The sequence below is a fragment of the Psychrobacillus sp. FSL K6-2843 genome (genome assembly GCF_038626375.1).
In the GTDB taxonomy this organism is placed as follows: domain Bacteria; phylum Bacillota; class Bacilli; order Bacillales_A; family Planococcaceae; genus Psychrobacillus; species Psychrobacillus faecigallinarum.
Genome location: NZ_CP152021.1, coordinates 3,130,367 through 3,151,901 on the forward strand (window position 1 = coordinate 3,130,367; position 21,535 = coordinate 3,151,901).

A 21,535-nucleotide genomic window follows, 5' to 3' on the forward strand; every position below is an offset into this window, starting at 1 on the left:
CATTTTAGTATGCATATTGAATTTATTTCCAAAATAAATTATTGTTTTATTGTTCTATAAATTTAAAAAGGAAGAGCGTGATGGGAATGTTCAAGGACTGGACTTTGTTTGAAAAAGTTTGGTTGGGTGTATTTACTTTAGTAAATATTTATCTATTTTTCGCTTTCAAAGACTCGTTATTAGGATTTATAAGCTCTATTACAGGTATGCTTTGCGTTGTGTTAGTCGCAAAAGGGAAAATCAGTAATTATTATTTTGGTATTGTTCAAACTTCGAGCTATGCTTATATTGCTTATACGTACGGATTGTATGGGGAGTCTATGCTAAATGCGCTGTTCTATTTTCCAATACAGTTTATCGGAATCTATTTGTGGAAGAAGAATTTAACAAAGGTCCAGACGATTGGGGAGGATGTATCTGTTAAAAGGCTCGACCAAAAAGGTTGGATATATGTAATTGGGACTGCCGTAGTGGGTTCCATCGCATATGCGTACCTACTAAATGCTATTGGCGGACAACAGGTACGTTTGGATTCAGCAGCAGTCGTGTTATCTGTTATCGCTCAGATTTTGATGCTTAAACGCTTTGCTGAGCAATGGGTTTTATGGATTATGGTAAATGGATTGACCATTGTGTTATGGGTTATTGTGTTATTACAAACTGGTGGTAATGACTGGGCTATGCTTGTTATGTGGTCAGCATTTTTAGTTAACTCCATTTATGGGTATGTAAACTGGCTGAAAATGCACAAGCAACAGCATAATATACAAGGAGAAGCTTATGAATTACGGCATTCAAATTAGTGAGTATGATCCAAATTTAACGTTTGGCTATTACGGAGGCAAGTTCCTCCCTTTTCACATGGGCCATCTAAGCTGCATTATTAAGGCAGCATCTATGGTAGATGTGCTGTTCGTGGTAGTTGGTTATGATGAAGGGTATGAGCAAAAGCTTTGCCAACATAGTAAATTTAAATGGGTATCTTCCCGACTAAGAGAGCGCTGGGTAACAAAAGCTACTAAGAATTTGCCCAATGTTCGAGTGTTATCTCACTATGAACGACGCTCACCTGATCATATGACAGACCCTTTAGTTAAGCAAGCCAATGATAGTTTGCTTCAAAAGCTTGGAGGAAGGCTAGATTATGTGTTTAGCAGCGAACCAGAATATGACACATACTTTAACAAGTATTTTCCAGCTAGCCAGCATATTATTTTCGACCGCAATAATAGTCCGTTTCCTATTTCAGCAACAGAAATAAGAGCAAGTGGTGTCTATTCATATTGGGATATGCTCCCTTCTGCTGTGAGAGAATCGTATGTGAAAAGGATTTGTTTATGTGGAATAGAATCTACCGGAAAATCCACTATGACCAAGCTGCTCGCTGCTCATTATCTTACGAACTTTATAGAAGAATATGGTAGAGCTTTCTACGATGACATTAACGGTTGCTTCGATATTGATATGCCAGAGGATTTTCATCAAATTGCATTTGGACATAGCCATGCTATTCAACAAGCCATACCAACCTCCAATAAAGTACTATTCATCGATACCGAGGAAACTTATACACAATTTTTTCGGATGAAAGGACTTGGTGAAAAAAGCACAGTATTAGAGGAAATGATTAAAAATAAGGTCAATCAAATTGACACTTATATATACTTAGAGCCTCATAATGATTATGAAATGGATGGAACGAGATTGCCTGTGGAAGAAGAAATGAGAATAAGAGATAATGATTATTTAAAAGCTTTGTTTCGTGATTATGGTATAACCCTGCATATAGTGGATGAACAAAATCGTACAGAACGCCTGCAGAAATGTATAGAAATCGTAAATAATTCTTTGAAGTTATGACCATAGAGCTCTAAAGTCTTCTTACAATAAGTAAAATCCAAAATCCCATTCCAAATTGGAATGGGATTTGTTTAATTACTTTTATTTTTTAGTTTCTCTAATAAAGCACTTACTTTTTTATGCTTTTCTAATGTTTCTTCCTTGAAAACTTCCAAGTGATATTTGATGCCATCAAAGGTGATACAGACAATATCTCCTTCTTCTACGGTGACATCAAAAGTAGTAGTTGGCAGAACCAGTTGATTCATTTCCTCTGGTGATTCCCCAAAAACGTACATACCTTCTTCAATTCGATCAAGTGTATATTTTTTATTTGAGCTCACTTACCTTCACTCCCTGAGTATCTGCAACTCCTGTTAAGAGAAATGAAATATTTTTATATGTTAATTTCATTACGATAGATGCATCGTTATTAGGGGAGAAATGTTGCAGAGAATTAGACAGGTGTTGCAGGTACGAAGAGTGTTACGAGAAATCTCGCAACTGTTGCAGAGATGATTCGAAGTGTTGCGAGAAATCTCAGAACTGTTGCGGAGAGGGTGCAAAGTGTTGCGCTAAAGGGGTGAACTGTTGCAGAGAATTAGTCAGGTGTTGCGGGAAACCTCGGAACTGTTGCAGAGATGATTCAAAGTGTACCAAAAAAAGCAGTCTATTTCATGTCAGAAATAAACTGCTTTCCCCTTAAAACTAATCGATATATTCAAGCTACATAATCAATATATAAGATGAACTAACTCTTCCTTGGTAATCCCACCAAAATATTTAGGTACGTCTACAGACTCTAATGCTTGTTCAATTGCTTCTTTGCTGTAATTTTTTCCTACTAGTAAAACCTCTACCTCTTCTACTTCTCCTACTCCAAAGAAGTCGCCGAAGAATTTAACCTCTTCTATAACTCCCTTGTTCACTTCTAAACGAACGTCTACGCTGCCTGTAGGGAATCGGTGGGAATGCTGGATATTAAACTTCGGTGATTTACCATAGTTCCATTCCCATTTTTGATATCTTTCCTCAGATAGCTTATGGATATTAGCCCAGTCCTCTTCTGTTAATTCCCAGTATTGAACTTTGTCCTCTCCGCCAAAAATAGAAGAAAGTATTGCTAAACGGAACTCCTCTACTGTCATCGGTTCATCTAATAAATCAACAATATTTGTAACGCGGCTGCGAATTGATTTAATCCCTTTAGATTCAATTTTTTCTTTTTTTACTTTTAGTGCTGATACAACAGCATCAATCTCTGTATCAAACATTAATGTTCCATGGCTGAACATTCGACCACGGGTGGAGAATTGAGCATTACCGGAGATTTTTTTCCCCTCAGCTAAGATGTCATTTCTGCCTGAAAGTTCTGCGTCTACACCCATTTTTTTTAGTGCATCTACCACGGGTTGTGTGAACTTTTTAAAGTTACGGAAGCTGTCTCCATCATCCTTTGTTAAGAAGCTAAAATTCAAATTTCCAAGATCGTGGTAAACTGCTCCTCCTCCAGAAAGTCGACGTACTGGAATAATACCGTTTTGTTCAACAAAATCTGTATTAATTTCTTCGATTGTATTTTGGTTTCTACCAATGATGATCGATGGCTGATTTATGTAAAAAAGAAGAAATGAATCCTTCTCTACATCCATTGTATTTAAGGCATACTCTTCAATCGCCAGGTTGATGCGTGGATCTGTAATTCCTTTATTATCAATAAAATACATCATTATCACTCCTTTATTCCTATTTTAACAAAATTCAAGGGAATGTGTTGACAAAACATTCTGTGTTATATTACAATGAATTCAATTCAAACAGTTATATAACAGATGGAGGTGGAATTTATATGTTAGAAAACGTATTAGAATTTTTCCGTAACCTGCCCAAAAAGAAATGCGCTACATGCGGCGAGCCAATTGAAGAGCAACATGAATGCTATGGGAACCACTGTGATAAATGCAACAACTTATAATTTTATTTATTTACCAGCTAGAAACTCCCCTTTCTAGCTGGTTTTTTTGCGTTCTTTGATCTCTGAAACTAATTAATCATTTTAACGCTTTAGTGAAATGAATTATTGTTTATAACCAAGCAATATGCTAGGATTAATGATATTAACAATTTTCTGAATTAACAATATTTAAAGAAGGGTTGGATATTAAATGAGATATGGCTTTTGGTTACCTGTATTCGGTGGATGGTTACGTAATGTACAAGATGAAGAAATGCCGGCAACATTTGGATATGTCAAAGACTTAGCACAACAAGCGGAATTTTTAGGCTATGACTTAACACTAATAGCTGAGTTAAATCTAAATGATATTAAAGGGATTGAATCCCCTTCCTTAGATGCGTGGTCAACTGCAGCAGCTATTGCAGCGGTAACTAAACGTCTAGAAATTTTGACTGCCATCCGACCTGGCTTTCATAATCCTGCTTTAACAGCCAAAGCTGCCACTAATATTGATCAGATAAGCGGTGGACGTTTTTCACTTAATGTTGTATCTGCATGGTGGGAGGGTGAAGCTAAGCAATATGGAGGAATTTTCACGGCACATGATGAACGCTATGCCCGAACTGAGGAATTTATAGCTGTTTTAAAAGGATTATGGAAGGAAAACCCTTTTACCTATAGAGGCCATTTTTATCAGTACGAAAATACTTATTTATCACCCAAGCCAACGAAACAGCATATTCCCTTATATGCCGGAGGAGAAAGCGAAACTGGAAAGCAAACAATTGCTAAAACGTGTGATTCCTATGTAATGCATGGGGGCACAGTAGAGGAAGTCGCTGAAAAGATTGAGGACATGAAAAAAAGACGCCAACAGCTTGGTGATAAACCTTTAGAATCATTTGGTATGTCTGCTTATGTTATTTGTCGAGATACTGAGGAGGAAGTACAACAGGAGCTTGCTCGTATCACAGAAGTAAAAGAAGGGTCTGCGGGTTATGAGGGTTACAAGGATTTTGTTAGCAAGTCTCATCTTAACGTTGAAGTACAGCTCAAGGATTACTCTGTATCTAACCGAGGATTGCGACCAGACCTAATAGGAACTCCTGAACAACTTGCTAAGAAAATTATTGCCTTTGAGGAAATAGGCGTAAACCTATTAATTCTCCAATTTTCCCCTCAACATAGGGAAATGAAGCGTTTCGCAGAACAGGTAATGCCTCTAGTAGAGAAATTGAAGAGGGAAAAGCAAGAAGTTTGACTAACTCATACGTGAGTGTAACTCATGTGGGTTAAGAGAGACAAATGAGCACTCACAAACAAGACTCCAAGCTAGGATAATGGATTAGCTAATTGCTCTCCCTCTGAACACATTCGACTAGAGCGAAAATCATTTTACTATTTCTCTTTTCTTGTTGAGAATTTAGTATTACCATAATTCTAAAAGTACTAATGAGCTTGGGAATATATTTCCAAGCTCATTACATTTGCAATCGTTTTTTTACTGGTTAGTACAATAACAACCTAGCACAGGCGACGCAAAATCCGAATCTCTTTTCATATGTAATAAAAATAATTTAATTTAAGTAGAACCGAGATTTAATAGAGATATCCTAGAAAATCTAAGTCTCCTTCTGTCCATTCGTTTGTACTAATATTCTTTACCATCAAGTCACTTCTTTCTTCATAGCCTATACCCAAAATTGTTTGATTTCTGTCATCGATTTTTAACCACTTACATTTGTTCTTAACAGATTTGTATCCATTATTTAAATACAATGTCTTGTTGTCGGCAAATAAAAGTAAAAAATCAATATCTTTCTTTACACAGTATTTATCAATTTCTAAAAGTAAAAGCGAAGCAATTCCTTTGGAGCGGTATTCTCGTGAAACACATAAGTCAATTATACCTAGCACTTTTATACGTTTTCCATTAAGATTCATCACTCGGTAATCTAACCCTACCTGTGCCAGAAGGTGTTTCTCCTCATTAAAAACTAAAAATCTAAAATGAGGCACTTGTTTAAAATAAATTCTATTATTTGGATAAATATCTTTAAAGCACTCCGTCAATAACTCTTGAATATTTTCAGTCAGTTCATTGTCAATATCGCACTCTATAATCTTTTTTATCTTCATATTATCTGGATGCATATAAAATATCCCTTCTAAGCTATTCTTCTTTTAATAAACAATACATAAAGCACTCCACCCGCCATCTAGAAGGAAAGCTACTGTTAAGTTGAAGGCTCATTAAAACTACCATGTTAAATCATTTAAGAATGTAAGAATATCTTTGTTAACTTCGTTAATATCATCGCCTAATGTCATTAAATGTTTAGAGTTCGGATATCCCTTCATTATTTTTTGGTTCGTCGCTACGCTTTGAAAAATTACCTCTGCACTCTCTTTATACAATAGTTCATCCAATTCACCATATAAAATACTGATTGGTGACGTTATAAGTGATAATTTATCCATCGTTATATCAATTAGCTGCTGGAACTCAACTAATGAATCGATAGACATATTTTGAAGGTGTTTTATTTCTAAGTTTATTTGGGCTTCTTTCTTTCCTTCTAGTTGTTTGTATCTCTTTGCATAATGAAAGACACGCTTTTGTAGAAAATTAGCTTCCCTATGTATTGGAACTGACATTGTCACAACACCATTTACCTCCAACTCTTGACTAACTTTTAATGCAAACACACCTCCAAGAGAGAGACCAATCACAGCAATCTTTTCAAAACCTTCATCCTTTAATACCTGGTAGCCGTTTAGCACATCTTGCCACCAATCTGATGGTCTATATGTCAGAAGTTCTTCTGCTGTTAAACCATGCCCACTGTACAATAGTCCATAGCAAGAATAATTGTTCTTTTGCAAATACCTTCCTAACTTTTTCATATCATTCGTATTGCTTGTAAAAGAATGCAATAGTAAAACTGCCTTGTCCCCACTTTTATAGAAAAAAGGCTTAGGAGGTATTATTTTCATCATAATTTTGAGCTCCTCACTAACTTATTTTTATTTTTATTAAATATTCTATTAGAGCGGAAACTAATATAGTGTAGGTGTCACCGTTCCATTTTACGATAAAAACCTTTTCCATTTAACATAGCATATATTTGTTAATTTCATATACTATTAATACATGTACATTTGTCACTCTGTTGAGTGGAACGACAGGACACGACTTATGCGGTATTATTGTTCGTATCTTTTCACATAAATAGAAATTATGAAATTGAATCAATAAATAAGAAAAAGCCCATCTTCATTACAGAGATGGGCTTTCATATTATGCTTCTTTTGGTTGTTTAGAATAGCGTTTTGCAAACAATAACATAAAGTAACCAAATGTTATCGCCAAGCAGACTACCATAAATCCAAGCAAGAAGCTGTTATTTTGCCAGAAATGACTTAAATCACCTGTAGAAATTGATGCTTTAAAGCTTTGAACAGAATAAGTCATTGGCAGCAATTTATTAAAGAATTGTAACGGTGCTGGTATTAGTTCTAATGGGAATGTACCTGCACTTGTAGTAAGCTGCAAAATCAAGATTACGATTGCAACAAATCGACCTGGATCGCCTAGTATAGAAACTAACAACTGTATTAGCGCTAAGTATGTGAAGCTTGTAATAACTGCAGAAAGGATGAATAATCCAACACTTTGAGTTTCTAGTTTTAAAACAAATAGTGCCACTGCTACTACAAACAACGATTGAATAATCCCTACTGCACCAAGAACTGTTACTTTACTTGTAAACCATTTAGCCCCACTTGTAGGAGCAATAACAGGCTGAACAAATGGGAATACGATAGAAATTAACAAAGCACCTACAAATAAACCAAGTGATAAGAAATAAGGTGTGAATCCTGTTCCATAGTTAGGTACCTCATTGACTCCTATAACATCAACATCTACCGGAGAAGCTACCATTTCATAAGTAGATTCAGATGCATTTACTTCTCCTGCTTGTTCACTCGCTTCTTTTAAACTAGATTGTAAAGTGTCAGTTCCATCAGCTAATAACTGTGTACCTTCTACTAGTTTAGTAGATCCATCCGCTAATTCTCCCGACTTCTCAGCAAGTGTACCTGTTCCCTCTTTCAATTGAGAAGAACCTGATGCTAATTCGTTCAAGCCATTCACTAGACTTGATGAGCCAGAATATGCCTGATTGATACCTGCGTTAAATTCGTTCATTTTTTCTTCTAAAGTCTTAGTACCGCCAGCAAGACTTGCTGAACCTTCTAATAAAGCTGTGGAAGATGAGGCTAATTTTGAAACCCCTTGTTGAGCTTGTGAGTAACCTCCACTCAATTGTTCTGCTCCACTAACTATTTGAGCTGTTCCACTAGTTAGATTTTTTGTTCCACCAGCCAATTGCTCTAAGCCAGAGGAAACAGAAGTACTACCAGCTTCTAGTTTTGCCAAGGTTTCTGTAATTGCAGCAGACTGTTCTGGTGGTAAAGCAGCTGTTATTTGGCCTAATTGTTGAGACAATGCTTGAATGCCAGCTGTTACATTAGCAGAACCTTGAGCAAGTTGATTTGTACTGTCGTTCAATTTAGAACTACTAGCTTGTAGCTTAGTTAAAGAATCAAGTAGACCTTTTTCTTTCTCACTTAGTAATTGATAACTTTCATTTAATTTATCTACACCTGCAGTATAGTCTTGGATACCACTATTTAAAGCAGTAGCCCCTGATGCTGTTTGACTAACACCATTCGTTAACTGGGAAGATCCATCAGCAAGCGTTGCTAAACCTTTGTTTAAATCTACAGAACCATTAGCAGCCGACTGGATACCCTCTACAACCGTACTAGTGCCGTCTCTTAACTCAATCGTGCTACTAGCTAATTGTTCAAGATAACCTTTTAAATTGGAGGCACCATTATTAACTTCTACTACCCCGTCCTTTAGTTGACCAGCACCATCAGATGCCTCTGCAAATCCATCCCCTAGCTTAGTAATGGAATCAAATAATTGCTCTGCATAGGTTGCCGATACTTGTTCATTTACTTCAGCTCGGATTCGATCCATAGCTGTTTCTCCTATTTGCGAAGATAAGAAATTATATCCTTCATTTGCTTTATAAGTGATCACCATTTTCTCTGGCTTCTCATCTAACAAAGTTGTTGCATGTGCAGAAAAGTTATCTGGAATCTCGATTAATAAATAATAATCTTGGTTTAATAGGCCTTCATCAGCCTCTTTTTCAGACACAGATACAAATTTAAATTGACCACTTTCTCGGAGCTTATCTGTTAGTTCCTTACCAAGGGAAAGCTCAGTCCCGTTGAATTCCGCTCCCTCATCTGAGTTAACGACCGCTACAGGCAGGTCACTTAGATTAGCATACGGATCCCAGAATGCCCACAAGAACATTCCAGCGTACATCACTGGAATAAATAAAACAGCAATTACTGAAATCAATAACTTTTTGTTTTTAAAAATACTTTTCCATTCCGATTTTATCATTTAAATACCTCCTAATACTGTATGACCGATATGTCCATTTGGTCATTTTATGCTAAAAAAATGAGTCTCAAATTGCGAGACTGCGAAAAATTGTGTCTTGAAAGAAGTTAGCTATCTCTTCTTCGGTTAAAGAATTATCATGGGTTAAATTCCAGTCATTCACAAATCCAACGTATGCCTTTAATAATAAATATGCTACAAGTTCTTCGTTTACTTGTCGGATTTCACCTTTTTGTACATACTTATTAATCTTTTCGCCTATGAACGAAACAATAGCTTGTTCGACTTGTCCAATTACTTGTTTTACTGCTGGGGTTTTCCATTGTGTTTCTTCGTCAATTATTTTAGCGTATAATTGATGAGTTTCTCGGAACTCAAGCATCTTCATTAGAGCAGCATGAGCATTTTGTTGGAAAGGTGCTTCTTCAATAATTACATTAAGAGCCTCCTGCTTCATCTCTTCGATCATGCGGAGAACAATTTCTTGAAATAAGACTTCCTTATTTTCAAAAAAATTATAAATAGTACCTTTTCCTACATTTGCAATCTTTGCAATCTGCTCCATTGTAGTAGCTTTATATCCGAAAAGAGAAAAGGACTTATTGGCAGCTAGTAAAATTTCCTGTTTACGGTCCATTTGGTTACCCCCTCACTAAAAAAATGACTAGAAAACCATTTCGGTCAACTAGTCATTATAATACTCTCTATTTTTTATTTATGCAAGTATTATTTAATGATTTCCATCACTATGCTCCATATGATTCATCGAGTTATCGCTATCATCTGGTAACACTTTACTCATATCTGGATTTCCAACGGTAAGCTCTTGTTTTGGCATTACGTGAAGACCTCTTGCTGTTGTATGAGCAAACATATAATAAACTCCGTCATGATCAAAGGTAAAATTCGCTTCATAAACACCATCTTCTGTAAGTATTCCTTCTACCATATGTCCTTCTTCACGCAATCCTGATTCCCAAACTTCAAACTCCACAGAGTCTGCATCATTCACGGCTTCCTTACTTTGGGTCACTTTTGCAGAAAGAACTACCTCTTCACCTACCTGTAACTTCTCAGGTGTTTGAATTTCTACAATAACCTCATCCAATGTTCCTTGATGGCTCGTACTTGTATGAGTTTCTTCCTTCTCTCCACATCCGACTAGCGTGAAAGCTACTAGTAGCGCAAGCACCATAATTGTCTTTTTCATTCGTATAATCCTCCTAGATTGGCAATATAATTATTTACAGCAGCTGTTCTTTTTACCCCAGTGATCGTATACCGTTATATGTAGTTTCTTCTACTCCACTTATTAAAAATGCTCTAAAAGCTATCAACTTTTAGAGCATTTTATTTACTTATCGTTTTTTCGACTAAGCTTTTAAATGCTTAAGTACTACATCTGCCATCGCATCAATAAATTGAGGTTGGTCGTTCGGCATAGCAGGACGCACATAATTAGCACCAATTTCATCACAAACTACTTTACATTCGTAATCATTGTCGTAAAGAACTTCTAAGTGTTCTGCAACAAATCCTACTGGAGTATAAACAAATGTTGTGTAACCCTTTTCCTTGTATAAATCATGAGTTAAGTCTTGCACATCTGGCCCAATCCATGGCTCTGGTGTTTGACCTGCACTTTGCCAGCCCACTGCATAATTTTTCACGCCAGCAGCCTCTGCGATTAGTTCTGCAGTTTCTTTTAGTTGATTTTCGTATGGATCTCCCATTGTCTTAATTTTTTCAGGTAGAGAGTGAGCAGATACGATTAAACAAGCTTTTTCACGTTGCTCTTCTGACATTTTTGCAAATGCCTCGCTTACTTTATCGCTCCAATACTGGATAAACTTAGGCTCTGTATACCAGCTTTCTACTGAAGTAATTTTTAGGTTGCCAAGTTTTTCTGCTTCTTCTTTAATACGTCCATTATAGGATTTAATAGAGAACGTAGAGAAATGTGGAGCTAATACGATGGAAACTGCTTCTGTAATTCCATCTTTATGCATTTCTGCAACTGCGTCTTCTAAGAAAGGCTCAATATGCTTTAAACCTATATATAGTTTAAATTCGATTTCATCTTGTACTTCATTTAAACGGTTGCAAAGACCTTTTGCTTGGTTTTCCGTGATTTTTGCAAGTGGAGAAATACCTCCAATTGCTTTATAGCGACCTGTTAAATCATCTAATTGTTCTTCACTTGGTTTGCGACCATGACGAATATGCGTATAGTAACGTTCAATATCCGCTTCCTCGTATGGTGTTCCATATGCCATTACTAATAGTCCCATTGTTTTCTTCATAATTCTCACCTCTAAATTTTTTAATTAGATTTCGCTGAAATAAGTTCTCTACTATAATCATGGATAAGAGCAGTTAAGCGTTTTAAGACATCAGGATCTACTTCAGGGAATACTCCGTGTCCAAGGTTAAATATATGACTTGGATGAGCCACACCTTGTTCAATAATCAGTTTTGCACGTTTTTCAATTTCCGCCCATTCCCCAATTAGATAAGAAGGATCTAAATTACCCATTAAAGGTTTAGTTAGTCCTTTTGCACGGGCTTCTTCGATGGATAAACGCCAGTCGATTCCCACCACGTCTACAGGTAGGTCATGCCATTCCATTGCTAAGTGGCTTGCTCCTACACCAAATGTGATTAAAGGAACGCCTGTTTCACGCAGTTCTGAAAAGATACGTGTCATAATCGGTTTGATGAAAATACGATAATCTGCTACGTTTAATGCACCAACCCACGAATCAAAAATTTGAATAGCCTTAGCTCCCGCTTTAACCTGTGCTTTTATGTACACAACAATCATATCGGCAAGCTTGTCCATTAAAGCAAACCATGCTTGTGGCTCAGACACCATAAATGCTTTCGTTTTGTTGTAGCTTCTGGAAGGTCCTCCCTCAATCATGTAGCTCGCTAATGTGAATGGAGCACCAGCAAAACCAATTAGAGGAACACTTAATTGTTCAGTAGTCAATAATTTAATAGTATCTAGTACAAATGGTACGTGATCTTCTGGAGAGAACTCGCCTAGATTCGCCACGTCTTGCACTGAGCGTATTGGATTTGAAATGACCGGCCCAACACCTGATTTTATTTTTACATCTACTCCAATTCCTACAAGCGGAGTTACAATATCTTTATAAAGTATCGCTGCATCCACGTTATAGTTTTCTACTGGTAGGCGTGTTACATACGCGCAAAGCTCTGGCTCGTGAGTAATTTGCTCTAAAGAGTATTTCTCTTTAATTTTTCTGTACTCTGGTTGGGACCTGCCTGCTTGTCTCATATACCATACAGGAGTATGTTCCACTTTTTCCCCGCGCGCTGCACGTAAAAGTGTGTCATTAAAAGTCGTCATTTCATTTCCTGCCTTTCTTGATAACATGTTATTTTAGACCTAATGTTTTTACGATGAATTCTCTTCATACTTTACTACAATGTAAAAAAAAAATCTTTTTAATTGCTTTGATAACGATTACATCCCGTTTCAAATATACGATTCAACTATAGACGTTTCTTTAATTAATGTATAGTTATATACGGTAATTGTCATAAATTTGTCCTCATTTCAAACCTTACTTTGAAATGAAAGTTTTTAAATTTGCAAAATTGGGGAAAAGTATAAATACAAAATATTTAGGAGGAAATTATATGAAATTATACATGACATCTGGAACACCCGAATTCATGCAATCCATTAAAGATAAAAATCCAAAAGAGGATTTGTATATTTTACATGGTGCAGGAAACTCTGTCCTCATACAAGAAACATCTGGAAAGTCCGTCTTCCAAGTCCCTCGTGTTTATGAAATTTTAGAAACGCTCGGTAATTTTAGTGAGAATGGCTACTTTGTCCTTCAGCATGTACCAGTATCGGACGAAGGTAAGTCTATTTTTGAGTACCAATATACAAATTTATCCCCTACAGTGCAATCAAATCCCGGTTTTATAGCATTAAGAGTGCTAAAGCCTTTAAAATCAGACACGTACATCATTTTATCAGAATGGACAGGAGCAAGCAGCTACGAAACATGGGAAAAATCAGTTACTCTAGACTTCACAAGCGTAGCAGATAAGCAACAGCTTTTCACAAGCGCCCCATATAAATCTACCTATCGTTCCAAATCAGAGGAAGAGTAATAAACGATTAGGCAAATTAATGAGAAGGCGAGTACTTATAGAAGTTTTTATTTAGGTGGTAACTGGCATTATTAGTTTACCACCTAAGTAATTAGCGTTTCCTTATATAAATCTTTAACAACAAGATAATAGTCTATATTCCACACATTGTCCTACACAGTTTAACTTAAGCTCCCGAGTTCCAAGAATTCCGGTCCTTAAAGAATCTATGAATAGTAATTACCATTATATATCTTGCTAGTAAGCTGAGTAGCTTCATTAATTACGTAATTTGCATATACTTTTCAGCATAAGCTGATATTCCCTCGGACTACAAAGTCTCAATTTTATTAGCAGTTTGTTCATTTCTCATTCTTTTCACTCCGAACTTTGAGTTATAAAATTTTTTTATTTTTATCATAGATTTATACCCCCATATCAAACTGTTCGGGTAATAATTGATATTAAGTAAAGTATTCCTACTTTTAATATAGAAGAGATTATAAAGAAGTAGATGGGAGGAAAATACATAGCCATACCTCCCCGATAAAAATCATACTGATTCCCCCACAGTTGTATATTTACGAGAATATATAATTTTTAAAAATCCATTTAATATTTGGTATTTATGGTAAATTTAAATTAGGTATAAATATGCAGTAATGGAGGAAATGAGAAAATGGAACAAGATGAGATTTATTTACGAGCTAAAAAGAAGGTAGAGAATTTAAAATCGTTTTATATTCATTTAACGGTCTATGTACTAGTTAACCTAATGCTCTTTTTAATAAATATAATATCTGACCCAAGTTATTTATGGTTTTTATATCCTCTTGGAGGTTGGGGAATAGGTGTTGCTATACATGGTTTTACAACTCTTTCCCTTGGGAAGTTAGGAGCAGAGTGGGAAGAACGTAAGATTAAAGAGTATATAGAGAAAGATAAGGTCTGAAACCTATGTTTTTAAGATATGTAAGTTTAGGTAGTTTTAAATTTTTTGAAATTAACCAACTTTTAATTTGTGAATGATTACACTAAAACTGGCTGTGTTCTTTAAAGAAAGCGAAATACAATGAGCTTGGAAATACATTTTCCAGCTCATTGTATTTTTATTTCCTACATAATTGCAAACACCCATTATATTAAAGTGAAGTTTCTCTGTTAAGCTGTCTGCTGTTCATCCTTAACTTGTTACTAATAAGGAATCTAGTAAAAAAATATAAACAAAAAAACCCCGCAATTGTTAGTTTGGTGTCTAACATTTACGGGGCAGTATACTCAATTACTTGAGGTTTTAATTTAAATTTTAGTCATACGTAAAGTCACTTCTGATATTACTAGCACTGCTACTGGTATTAAGAACATTACAGAAGCATAATCACCTTGGATTAAAACACCTATTAAAACAGCAACCGCCTGAATTAACTGAAGGAATCGAATCATACGAGCTACTGCATGCTTTCTTGCATCCTTTTCAATAGGAAACAATAGGTCCATTCTAAACTCATGTCCAGACAATAAAGCGTGCTTTATCTGAATAACGGTAGCAAACGCAAGGGCAGCCGCAAATATAATAGACACGATTGGGAATGGGATGAATATAGCTCCAATCATTGCAAGCCCAGTTAAACGCAGCCATAAATAGAAGAAGTCATTTGTACGGATGAAAGTTCTCATAACTAGGTAAAGCTGTGTATTCCTTTGTCCATATCCGGCAAGTTTATAGAATGCATCTAACCATTTTCTTCTTTTCGTCACTCCGCGGATGTGCGGAACATCTGTAAAGTAATTAGCAAATCGATAGAATCTCATCATACGAGATTGCTCTACTACAATAAAATGCTCGAAAGGAAATGGAACTTCTTTTTTCTTTTTAACCCATGCCATTGTGTAAACGAATTGCACAATAACTACTAAAATCATAAATAAATAGCTTCCATTCAATAGGAAGTACAATGATACCAATATTAGTAGGAAGCGAAGAAAACGATCTCCCCATACTCCTCTTCCATTTGAAGCCCAACGAAAGTTGAATTCAGTATTGATACTCCAATACTTGAATATTAATAAAAAAATTAATAGAGCAATGATTTCTTCCTTAGTACTACCTGCCACTCTTGTCAATAAAGGTATAGCAACGACAAATGCTGCTAGGGTGACAAATATTGAGGAGAAATAAGTCCATCGAAGAGCAAGTCGTATGTACTCCCCTAACTTGGTCTCCAATGGTAAAAAGTACACGCTGTCCGCATTTTTCAAAAGGGTAACCGGCGTGCTTAATGTAACTAAGATGCTTAATATTAAAGCTACAACCAAATATGCGGGAAAATCCTTAGGAGCTGAGTTTAGCCATTCGCTATACGTATAACCTAAAGCGCCAATTGCAAATACGATGACAATAGCCAAATGACCAGAAACAATAAACTTCAAATATTTCTGCAGCTCATTTATATAGAAAACAAATCGTTTACTCCATACCTCACGCAAATTGTTCATCTTGTTGTTCCTTTGTCATTTCAATATAAAGATCATCTAAAGTTGCATGAGGCATTTTAAATGCTGCTCGTAAATCTGTCATAGTCCCTTGTGCACGAATTTTCCCGTTATGCAAAAGAAGAATACGATCGCAGTATCTTTCGGCAGTTGATAATATGTGAGTGGACATTAGAACAGAAGCGCCCTCGTCCTTTCTTGACTTCATCTGATCAAGCAACGACTGAATTCCTAGGGGATCTAACCCAACAAAAGGCTCGTCAATAATATACAAGGATGGGCTAACTAAAAATGCACACATAATCATTACTTTTTGTCGCATCCCTTTTGAGAAATGGGTTGGAAACCAGTTCAACCTTTTTTCCATTCTAAACTCTTTTAATAGAGATGCTTTTCTTGCCTCAAATACGTCCTTATCTAAATTATATGCCATTGCTGTAAGCTCTAAATGCTCATTTAACGTTAGCTCGTCATACAACACTGGGGTTTCAGGAATATAAGAAAAAGAAGAGCGATAAAGTGCTGGGTCATCCTTTAATGATTTACCATTAAGTAGAATTTCCCCTTTTGCAGCATTCATTGTTCCAATTATATGTTTGATTGTTGTACTCTTCCCTGCTCCATTTAATCCGATTAATCCAACTAATTCCCCTTTATTAATGGAAAAGTCTAAATCATGTAATACAGGCTTTCTTGTGTATCCTCCTGTTACATTTTTTACTTCTAATACAGTCATTTCTACACCTCTATTCTTCTTATTTATAATTTTACCAAAGCCTGCCTTAAAAATCTCCTTTCAATTTCAATCAATGTTTAGAAAAGAAAAACAAACTTGTCCTATTATATGTTAAACTCATCCTAACAATGAATAGGAGGTTTTTTCATGACTAACTGTATTTTTTGTAAAATAATTGATGGTTCCATTCCAAGTGCAAAAATTTATGAGGATGAGTATGTCTATGCTTTTATGGATATTATGCCCTTAACTAAAGGACATACTTTAATTATTCCTAAAAGTCACAAGGAAAATGTATATGACTTAAGTGAAGAAGAGGCAAGCAACTTGTTTAAGGTAGTCCCAAAAATCGCGACTGTATTGAAGGATACATTCGGACCCGTTGGGATGAACTTATTAAATAATAACGGGGCCCCAGCTGGGCAAAGCGTCTTCCATTTTCACTTGCATTTCATTCCACGCTACGATCAAACAGACGGACTGAATCTTACTTGGAACACAAAAGAAAAAACTTATTCATCAGAAATGATTCAAGAGTTAGCCAAAGAACTATCAGATAAATTAATGTCCAACTAATTGCTTTTATAAGGAAAAAGCCTTACAATCATAAATAAGATTCTTGCTAACGATCATGAGGATACGTTAGAAGAACCAAATAGTTGAGAAAAGTTGAGGAGAGATGAGAAATGAATACGAAAAATCTTGTGCTAATGTCGTTGCTAGTCGGTGTGGGAGCTGTGCTTTATATTATTATTCCAGGTTTTAATGGGGGTATGAAGCCAGATTTTATGTTGACGATGATGTTTATTGGAATATTATTATTCCCAGAAATTAAAAATGTCTTTTTACTAGGGCTATCTACAGGAATTATATCGGGATTGTTTTCTACCTTCCCTGGAGGATTTGTTCCTAATATTATTGACAAGTTAATAACTGCTTTAGTTTTCTTCGGATTAGTGATATTACTTAAAAAGTTAGCAAACAAATTAGCGACTGCAATTGTTTTAACGTGTATTGGAACATTAGTCTCTGGTACTGTATTCCTATCTACTGCTATATTCATCTTCAATGCAGGCGCAGTCTTTACAGAACTATTCGTAATTGTCGTTTTACCAGCGGTCCTTATAAACGGTATAGCGTTTTTTATCATTTATCCGATTGTCGGAAAACTTGTAAGACGCTCCAATTTTAAGACAGCACTTACTATTTAAATACCAAAAGCTTTCCTTTTACAAGGAAAGCTTTTTTTGTATTCAATATTATGTTTTAATAATGGAAAGGAAAGGAATAATATATACATATAAGGAGTGATTTGAATGAAAGTATCACAATTATTAATTGGTGTAGCTCTTGGAGCATTAACAGGTGCTACGACCGTACTTTTATCCACCCCTAAAAGTGGTACAGAAGTTAGGGAAAATATTAAAACCGTATCTGCCGATTACAAAGAAAAGCTCTCTGATATTAACGATCAGCTACGTAAAGTAAAAGTATCCATACAAAGCTTAAAGGCAGAATCACAGGTAATGATTCCAAGAACAGTAAAAGACGTAAAAGAAAGCGTCGAAAAGTGGCAAAATGGTACACTGCCTCTCCAGCAACAACTACAAAATGAAATTTCTTCTATCCAATCAGCTATTGAACAGCTTGAGCAAGCACTTCCTAAGAAAAATGAGGTTGCAGAAACCCGCTAAACAGAAGTATGCATTTAGTCTTTTAGATTAAAGGCATACTTTTTTTAAAAGAATATGGAGGTGCTTTCCCCTCCTTTTTTCATTTTTCTCTGTTGTAAGCATAGGAAGATTTTTTTTAATAGATTGTTCGGCATTGCGAAATCGTATTTCTCTTTGTCTCTTTCTATAGTAAATTATTATAAAATTAATAATATTTTTAAATATTTTATTTCAACTTCCTTACTTTATTGCTATAATGTGTAAAGATTATAACTCAGAAAGAAGGCATACGAGATGACTGATCAATTTTATACGATGAAGGAAGCAATGCTATATAGTCAGCGAATAGCTCAACTTTCAAAAGCTCTTTGGAAGGCAGTCGAAAAAGATTGGCAAACTTGGATTAAGCCCTATGATCTAAATATTAATGAGCATCATATTTTATGGATTTCTTATCACCTTAAAGGCGCTACTATTTCCGATGTTGCAAAATTTGGAGTAATGCATGTGTCTACTGCCTTTAACTTTTCCAAAAAGCTAGAGGAAAGAGGATTACTTTCTTTTTCTAAACGAGATACGGACAAGCGTAACACATACGTAGATGTAACTGAAAAAGGTCAGCAGCTTTTAGAGGAAATGTATGAAAATTATCATGAAACTCCTCATTCTGTTATTGAAGGCTCTCGTCCTGTAAAGGATCTTTATGGAAGGTTCCCAGAGTTCATGGATGTGATGGCTGTAATCCGAAATATATATGGCGACGATTTTATGGAGATATTTGAGCGTTCTATTCAGAACATTGATGATTCTTTTACTAAGGTAGAATAGCGTTAAACCAGCAATGTAAGCGCTCTATAAATTTTAATATTTATTAAGCTTGTATTTTTTATAGAAACATCGTATTGTATGTATCTGAAATATAATTTATTTTATAGGAGATGCATCTATCTTGCATTGCTGGAAAACCATTAATGTCAAAAAACAATACGGCATGGAGCGTTTATTTCTTCTATCATCTATTATGGTAATTGCCGTTTTTTCTATCGCATATGCCTTACTAGGAATTATAAATGATTCTCATAAATCTGATGACTTCTTTTGGCTATTCGCTATTGGGGTATTAATGGTTTATCCGCTTCATAAAATAATTCATTTTATTCCATTGTTTACAATTCGAAATAATATTAAAGTTACCGTAAAGAGACGGTATGGTATTCTTCCAATCGTTTCTATTAGAGTGTGCGATCCAATCAATAAAAATAGATTTTTATTTTCATTAATTGCTCCTTTTATATTTATCAATTCTGCTATTTTAATAGGGGCATTGCTAGCACCAACCTTTGCACATTATTTTACGATGCTCTTTGCCTATCACTGCGGAATGTGTTTTATAGACTTAATTTATGTAAAGAATTTAAGCAAGTCACCTAAAAGTGCATTTATTGAAGAAACTGACGCTGGTTATCAAATTTTAGTAGCTGTTTCGAATTATTAGCAATATGTTACACTTGTAACTACTGCTCCTTATTTGATATGCTTAGTGTATATGAAGGGAGTTTAGACATGATTATATTTACTTTAGTTCTATTCTCGGCATTTTACTTGCTACAAATTAATCGAATGACTTATGCGCTTGTAATGTCAAAAGAAATCCCAGAAGAAAAACATCCTAAGATTTTTAGAACCATTAATATATTAATTACGATTCTTCTTGTATCTTTCTATGTTGAGTTGGTTTACGCAGTTTAAGAGAAAAATTGACCCAAATCATTAAAATGATTGGGTCATTTCTTATTTCTGAAAGAAATATAGACCAAGATCGCCTAAGCGATCTCAGTTCTTGATTTCGTTAGTAGATGAATGCAGCGCCAACGATAATCAAAAGAATAAACAGAACTACTAATAAAGCGAAGCCTGAACCTGATCCATAGCCACCGCCATAGTTGTTATATTGTCCACCCATTTAGAACACCTCCCTTTTCTAATTTATCCTATGCTGTGGTTTCAAAATATGGTAGGCAAATGAACGGGAACTATTTTTGTTTTTGTTTCGTTTATGTTATAGTTACACTTGCAACATGATGAAGTTAGGAGAGATTTCCATGAAAAAAACAGTTTTATCATTAACATTAGCAGCATCTGTTCTTGCATTAGGAGCATGTAGCAATGATTCTGCTGATAGCAGCGAAGTAATTGCAACATCTAAAGTAGGCGACATCACACAAAATGATTTATATGAAGAAATGAAAGCTTCCATTGGAGAACAAGCTTTCCAACTTCTTATGATTGAAAAAGTACTTGACTCTAAGTACGATGTTACCGATAAACAAGTAGACGCTCAGCTAAAAGCTGATAAAGAACAGCTAGGAGAAAATTTTGAAACGTTGCTAGCTCAACAAGGATACACAGAAGAATCATACAAAAAATATTTACGCCTTAATCTTTTACAAGAAGCTGCTATGATCGAAGATGTAAAGGTTTCTGAAGATGAAATTAAAGCGGAATATGAAAATACCAAAAACGAAGTTAATGCTCGCCACGTGCTTGTAGAAGATGAAGAAACAGCTAAAAAAGTTAAAGCTGAATTAGATTCTGGTAAAGAATTTGCTGAAGTTGCAAAAGCTTACTCTACAGAACCTGCTGCACAAGAAAGCGGCGGAGAGCTTGGATGGTTCGGTAAAGGTGCTATGGACGCAGAATTTGAAAAAGCAGCATTTGCTTTAGAGCCTAATGTAATTAGTGAACCAGTTAAATCTAGCTTTGGCTACCATATTATCGAAGTAACGGACAAGCGTGAAGTTAAAGAATCATATGAAGACAAAAAAGCTGAAATAGAGAAAAACTTGAAGCTTGAAAAAGCAGACCAATCTGCATTACTACCAAAAATCGCTAAGCTATTAAAGGATGCTAAAATTGATATCAAGGATAAAGATTTAGAAGCTGCCCTTGATGAATTTTTAAATGCTGGTGAAGCTGCCGATACTACAGATGAATCAAAAACAAAAGACGATGCTTCTACTGAAAAAAGCGAAAAATAATTCAAACTAGCAGGATTAACTATTTTGCTATAAGGGATCGCGGCTCATGCCGTGATCCCTTTTTTATATCTATAAACATGAAAACGTTAAACCTATAAAACATCTTGTACACATAACCCACGGAAGTATGGAGGTTTCTCTTTCGGGGACATCTCCACTTGCCCTCAAGAC

General features: G+C 35.5%; 25 protein-coding genes. 13 read left to right on the top strand and 12 right to left on the bottom strand.

Annotated features, from left to right (window positions below; translation table 11 throughout):
• Positions 1-80 precede the first annotated feature (80 nt).
• Both pnuC and MKY94_RS15870 read left to right on the top strand, forming a co-directional pair.
• Positions 81-803: a nicotinamide riboside transporter PnuC gene (gene pnuC / locus MKY94_RS15865; protein WP_144539126.1), complete on the top strand. Its 723-nt coding sequence runs from the start codon at positions 81-83 to the stop codon at positions 801-803.
• Positions 781-1,860 carry an AAA family ATPase gene (locus MKY94_RS15870; protein ID WP_342577367.1) on the top strand — a complete coding sequence of 360 codons (1,080 nt, stop codon included), beginning with the start codon at positions 781-783 and terminating at the stop codon, positions 1,858-1,860. Before pnuC ends, MKY94_RS15870 begins: the two co-directional genes overlap by 23 nt.
• Positions 1,861-1,931: 71 nt before the next feature.
• Here MKY94_RS15870 and MKY94_RS15875 read toward each other — a convergent pair whose 3' ends face one another.
• Positions 1,932-2,183 carry a DUF3006 family protein gene (locus MKY94_RS15875; RefSeq protein WP_342577368.1) on the bottom strand — a complete coding sequence of 84 codons (252 nt, stop codon included), beginning with the start codon at positions 2,181-2,183 and terminating at the stop codon, positions 1,932-1,934.
• A gap of 390 nt (positions 2,184-2,573) precedes the next feature.
• Positions 2,574-3,566, bottom strand: a complete 993-nt coding sequence (locus MKY94_RS15880; RefSeq protein WP_144539131.1) for a lipoate--protein ligase — start codon at positions 3,564-3,566, stop codon at positions 2,574-2,576.
• A 122-nt stretch (positions 3,567-3,688) separates the two neighbouring features.
• Here MKY94_RS15880 and yhfH point away from each other — a divergent pair, with 122 nt between their 5' ends.
• Both yhfH and MKY94_RS15890 read left to right on the top strand, forming a co-directional pair.
• Positions 3,689-3,814, top strand: coding sequence for a protein YhfH (gene yhfH, locus MKY94_RS15885; protein WP_144539133.1), 126 nt, complete (start codon positions 3,689-3,691; stop codon positions 3,812-3,814).
• 190 nt (positions 3,815-4,004) lie between these two features.
• Positions 4,005-5,057 (top strand): LLM class flavin-dependent oxidoreductase, encoded by a 1,053-nt coding sequence (locus tag MKY94_RS15890; RefSeq protein ID WP_342577369.1) that lies wholly within the window; start codon positions 4,005-4,007, stop codon positions 5,055-5,057.
• A gap of 338 nt (positions 5,058-5,395) precedes the next feature.
• On the opposite strand, the gene MKY94_RS15895 is transcribed toward MKY94_RS15890, so the two are convergent.
• The 7 genes from MKY94_RS15895 to hemE all read right to left on the bottom strand — a co-directional run bounded on the left by MKY94_RS15895 (position 5,396) and on the right by hemE (position 12,663).
• Complete coding sequence (locus tag MKY94_RS15895; RefSeq protein WP_225321642.1) at positions 5,396-5,950, bottom strand: GNAT family N-acetyltransferase; 555 nt, start codon at positions 5,948-5,950, stop codon at positions 5,396-5,398.
• 105 nt (positions 5,951-6,055) lie between these two features.
• Positions 6,056-6,796, bottom strand: coding sequence for an alpha/beta hydrolase (locus MKY94_RS15900; RefSeq protein WP_225216120.1), 741 nt, complete (start codon positions 6,794-6,796; stop codon positions 6,056-6,058).
• Positions 6,797-7,097: 301 nt separating this feature from the next.
• Complete coding sequence (locus tag MKY94_RS15905; protein WP_151113032.1) at positions 7,098-9,287, bottom strand: YhgE/Pip domain-containing protein; 2,190 nt, start codon at positions 9,285-9,287, stop codon at positions 7,098-7,100.
• A gap of 67 nt (positions 9,288-9,354) precedes the next feature.
• Complete coding sequence (locus MKY94_RS15910) at positions 9,355-9,924, bottom strand: TetR/AcrR family transcriptional regulator (RefSeq protein ID WP_151113030.1); 570 nt, start codon at positions 9,922-9,924, stop codon at positions 9,355-9,357.
• Positions 9,925-10,017: 93 nt separating this feature from the next.
• Positions 10,018-10,497: a FixH family protein gene (locus tag MKY94_RS15915; protein ID WP_144539142.1), complete on the bottom strand. Its 480-nt coding sequence runs from the start codon at positions 10,495-10,497 to the stop codon at positions 10,018-10,020.
• Between the two features lie 163 nt (positions 10,498-10,660).
• Positions 10,661-11,593, bottom strand: coding sequence for a ferrochelatase (hemH, locus tag MKY94_RS15920; RefSeq protein ID WP_342578694.1), 933 nt, complete (start codon positions 11,591-11,593; stop codon positions 10,661-10,663).
• A gap of 17 nt (positions 11,594-11,610) precedes the next feature.
• Complete coding sequence (gene hemE, locus MKY94_RS15925; protein WP_151113875.1) at positions 11,611-12,663, bottom strand: uroporphyrinogen decarboxylase; 1,053 nt, start codon at positions 12,661-12,663, stop codon at positions 11,611-11,613.
• Between the two features lie 293 nt (positions 12,664-12,956).
• Between hemE and MKY94_RS15930 the strand changes: the two genes are divergently transcribed.
• Both MKY94_RS15930 and MKY94_RS15935 read left to right on the top strand, forming a co-directional pair.
• Entirely contained in the window at positions 12,957-13,445 is a 489-nt protein-coding gene (locus MKY94_RS15930) for an antibiotic biosynthesis monooxygenase (RefSeq protein ID WP_144539144.1), read from the top strand.
• A 658-nt stretch (positions 13,446-14,103) separates the two neighbouring features.
• Positions 14,104-14,376 carry a 2TM domain-containing protein gene (locus MKY94_RS15935; RefSeq protein ID WP_342577372.1) on the top strand — a complete coding sequence of 91 codons (273 nt, stop codon included), beginning with the start codon at positions 14,104-14,106 and terminating at the stop codon, positions 14,374-14,376.
• 347 nt (positions 14,377-14,723) lie between these two features.
• Here MKY94_RS15935 and MKY94_RS15940 read toward each other — a convergent pair whose 3' ends face one another.
• Complete coding sequence (locus tag MKY94_RS15940; RefSeq protein ID WP_342577373.1) at positions 14,724-15,920, bottom strand: ABC transporter permease; 1,197 nt, start codon at positions 15,918-15,920, stop codon at positions 14,724-14,726.
• Positions 15,904-16,653 (bottom strand): ABC transporter ATP-binding protein, encoded by a 750-nt coding sequence (locus tag MKY94_RS15945; protein WP_144539150.1) that lies wholly within the window; start codon positions 16,651-16,653, stop codon positions 15,904-15,906. Before MKY94_RS15945 ends, MKY94_RS15940 begins: the two co-directional genes overlap by 17 nt.
• 147 nt (positions 16,654-16,800) lie before the next feature.
• Here MKY94_RS15945 and MKY94_RS15950 point away from each other — a divergent pair, with 147 nt between their 5' ends.
• The 6 genes from MKY94_RS15950 (at position 16,801) to MKY94_RS15975 (ending at position 20,075) form a co-directional block, all read left to right on the top strand.
• Entirely contained in the window at positions 16,801-17,229 is a 429-nt protein-coding gene (locus MKY94_RS15950) for an HIT family protein (RefSeq protein WP_342577374.1), read from the top strand.
• Between the two features lie 110 nt (positions 17,230-17,339).
• Complete coding sequence (locus MKY94_RS15955; protein ID WP_144539154.1) at positions 17,340-17,864, top strand: tryptophan transporter; 525 nt, start codon at positions 17,340-17,342, stop codon at positions 17,862-17,864.
• Between the two features lie 105 nt (positions 17,865-17,969).
• Positions 17,970-18,347, top strand: a complete 378-nt coding sequence (locus MKY94_RS15960; RefSeq protein ID WP_144541780.1) for a YtxH domain-containing protein — start codon at positions 17,970-17,972, stop codon at positions 18,345-18,347.
• Positions 18,348-18,620: 273 nt separating this feature from the next.
• Complete coding sequence (locus MKY94_RS15965) at positions 18,621-19,154, top strand: HTH-type transcriptional regulator Hpr (protein ID WP_342577375.1); 534 nt, start codon at positions 18,621-18,623, stop codon at positions 19,152-19,154.
• 121 nt (positions 19,155-19,275) lie between these two features.
• On the top strand, positions 19,276-19,821 hold the full coding sequence (locus tag MKY94_RS15970) for a DUF3267 domain-containing protein (protein ID WP_144541776.1): 546 nt from the start codon (positions 19,276-19,278) through the stop codon (positions 19,819-19,821).
• A gap of 68 nt (positions 19,822-19,889) precedes the next feature.
• On the top strand, positions 19,890-20,075 hold the full coding sequence (locus tag MKY94_RS15975) for a hypothetical protein (RefSeq protein WP_090570160.1): 186 nt from the start codon (positions 19,890-19,892) through the stop codon (positions 20,073-20,075).
• Between the two features lie 100 nt (positions 20,076-20,175).
• Here MKY94_RS15975 and MKY94_RS15980 read toward each other — a convergent pair whose 3' ends face one another.
• Positions 20,176-20,289, bottom strand: coding sequence for a YjcZ family sporulation protein (locus MKY94_RS15980; RefSeq protein ID WP_144541775.1), 114 nt, complete (start codon positions 20,287-20,289; stop codon positions 20,176-20,178).
• 139 nt (positions 20,290-20,428) lie between these two features.
• On the opposite strand from MKY94_RS15980, the gene MKY94_RS15985 reads away from it, so the two are divergent.
• The gene (locus MKY94_RS15985; protein WP_144541773.1) at positions 20,429-21,364 is read left to right on the top strand and encodes a peptidylprolyl isomerase; all 936 of its coding nucleotides are present in this window, start codon (positions 20,429-20,431) and stop codon (positions 21,362-21,364) included.
• Positions 21,365-21,535: the final 171 nt, after the last annotated feature.

Coding starts and splice junctions, on each gene's coding strand:
- pnuC (WP_144539126.1), top strand. CDS start 81: ATGGGAATGTTCAAGGACTGGACTTTGTTTGAAAAAGTTTGGTTGGGT.
- MKY94_RS15870 (WP_342577367.1), top strand. CDS start 781: ATGAATTACGGCATTCAAATTAGTGAGTATGATCCAAATTTAACGTTT.
- MKY94_RS15880 (WP_144539131.1), bottom strand. CDS start 3,566: ATGTATTTTATTGATAATAAAGGAATTACAGATCCACGCATCAACCTG.
- yhfH (WP_144539133.1), top strand. CDS start 3,689: ATGTTAGAAAACGTATTAGAATTTTTCCGTAACCTGCCCAAAAAGAAA.
- MKY94_RS15890 (WP_342577369.1), top strand. CDS start 4,005: ATGAGATATGGCTTTTGGTTACCTGTATTCGGTGGATGGTTACGTAAT.
- MKY94_RS15895 (WP_225321642.1), bottom strand. CDS start 5,950: ATGCATCCAGATAATATGAAGATAAAAAAGATTATAGAGTGCGATATT.
- MKY94_RS15900 (WP_225216120.1), bottom strand. CDS start 6,796: ATGATGAAAATAATACCTCCTAAGCCTTTTTTCTATAAAAGTGGGGAC.
- MKY94_RS15905 (WP_151113032.1), bottom strand. CDS start 9,287: ATGATAAAATCGGAATGGAAAAGTATTTTTAAAAACAAAAAGTTATTG.
- MKY94_RS15910 (WP_151113030.1), bottom strand. CDS start 9,924: ATGGACCGTAAACAGGAAATTTTACTAGCTGCCAATAAGTCCTTTTCT.
- MKY94_RS15915 (WP_144539142.1), bottom strand. CDS start 10,497: ATGAAAAAGACAATTATGGTGCTTGCGCTACTAGTAGCTTTCACGCTA.
- hemE (WP_151113875.1), bottom strand. CDS start 12,663: ATGACGACTTTTAATGACACACTTTTACGTGCAGCGCGCGGGGAAAAA.
- MKY94_RS15930 (WP_144539144.1), top strand. CDS start 12,957: ATGAAATTATACATGACATCTGGAACACCCGAATTCATGCAATCCATT.
- MKY94_RS15935 (WP_342577372.1), top strand. CDS start 14,104: ATGGAACAAGATGAGATTTATTTACGAGCTAAAAAGAAGGTAGAGAAT.
- MKY94_RS15940 (WP_342577373.1), bottom strand. CDS start 15,920: ATGAACAATTTGCGTGAGGTATGGAGTAAACGATTTGTTTTCTATATA.
- MKY94_RS15945 (WP_144539150.1), bottom strand. CDS start 16,653: ATGACTGTATTAGAAGTAAAAAATGTAACAGGAGGATACACAAGAAAG.
- MKY94_RS15950 (WP_342577374.1), top strand. CDS start 16,801: ATGACTAACTGTATTTTTTGTAAAATAATTGATGGTTCCATTCCAAGT.
- MKY94_RS15955 (WP_144539154.1), top strand. CDS start 17,340: ATGAATACGAAAAATCTTGTGCTAATGTCGTTGCTAGTCGGTGTGGGA.
- MKY94_RS15960 (WP_144541780.1), top strand. CDS start 17,970: ATGAAAGTATCACAATTATTAATTGGTGTAGCTCTTGGAGCATTAACA.
- MKY94_RS15965 (WP_342577375.1), top strand. CDS start 18,621: ATGACTGATCAATTTTATACGATGAAGGAAGCAATGCTATATAGTCAG.
- MKY94_RS15975 (WP_090570160.1), top strand. CDS start 19,890: ATGATTATATTTACTTTAGTTCTATTCTCGGCATTTTACTTGCTACAA.
- MKY94_RS15980 (WP_144541775.1), bottom strand. CDS start 20,289: ATGGGTGGACAATATAACAACTATGGCGGTGGCTATGGATCAGGTTCA.
- MKY94_RS15985 (WP_144541773.1), top strand. CDS start 20,429: ATGAAAAAAACAGTTTTATCATTAACATTAGCAGCATCTGTTCTTGCA.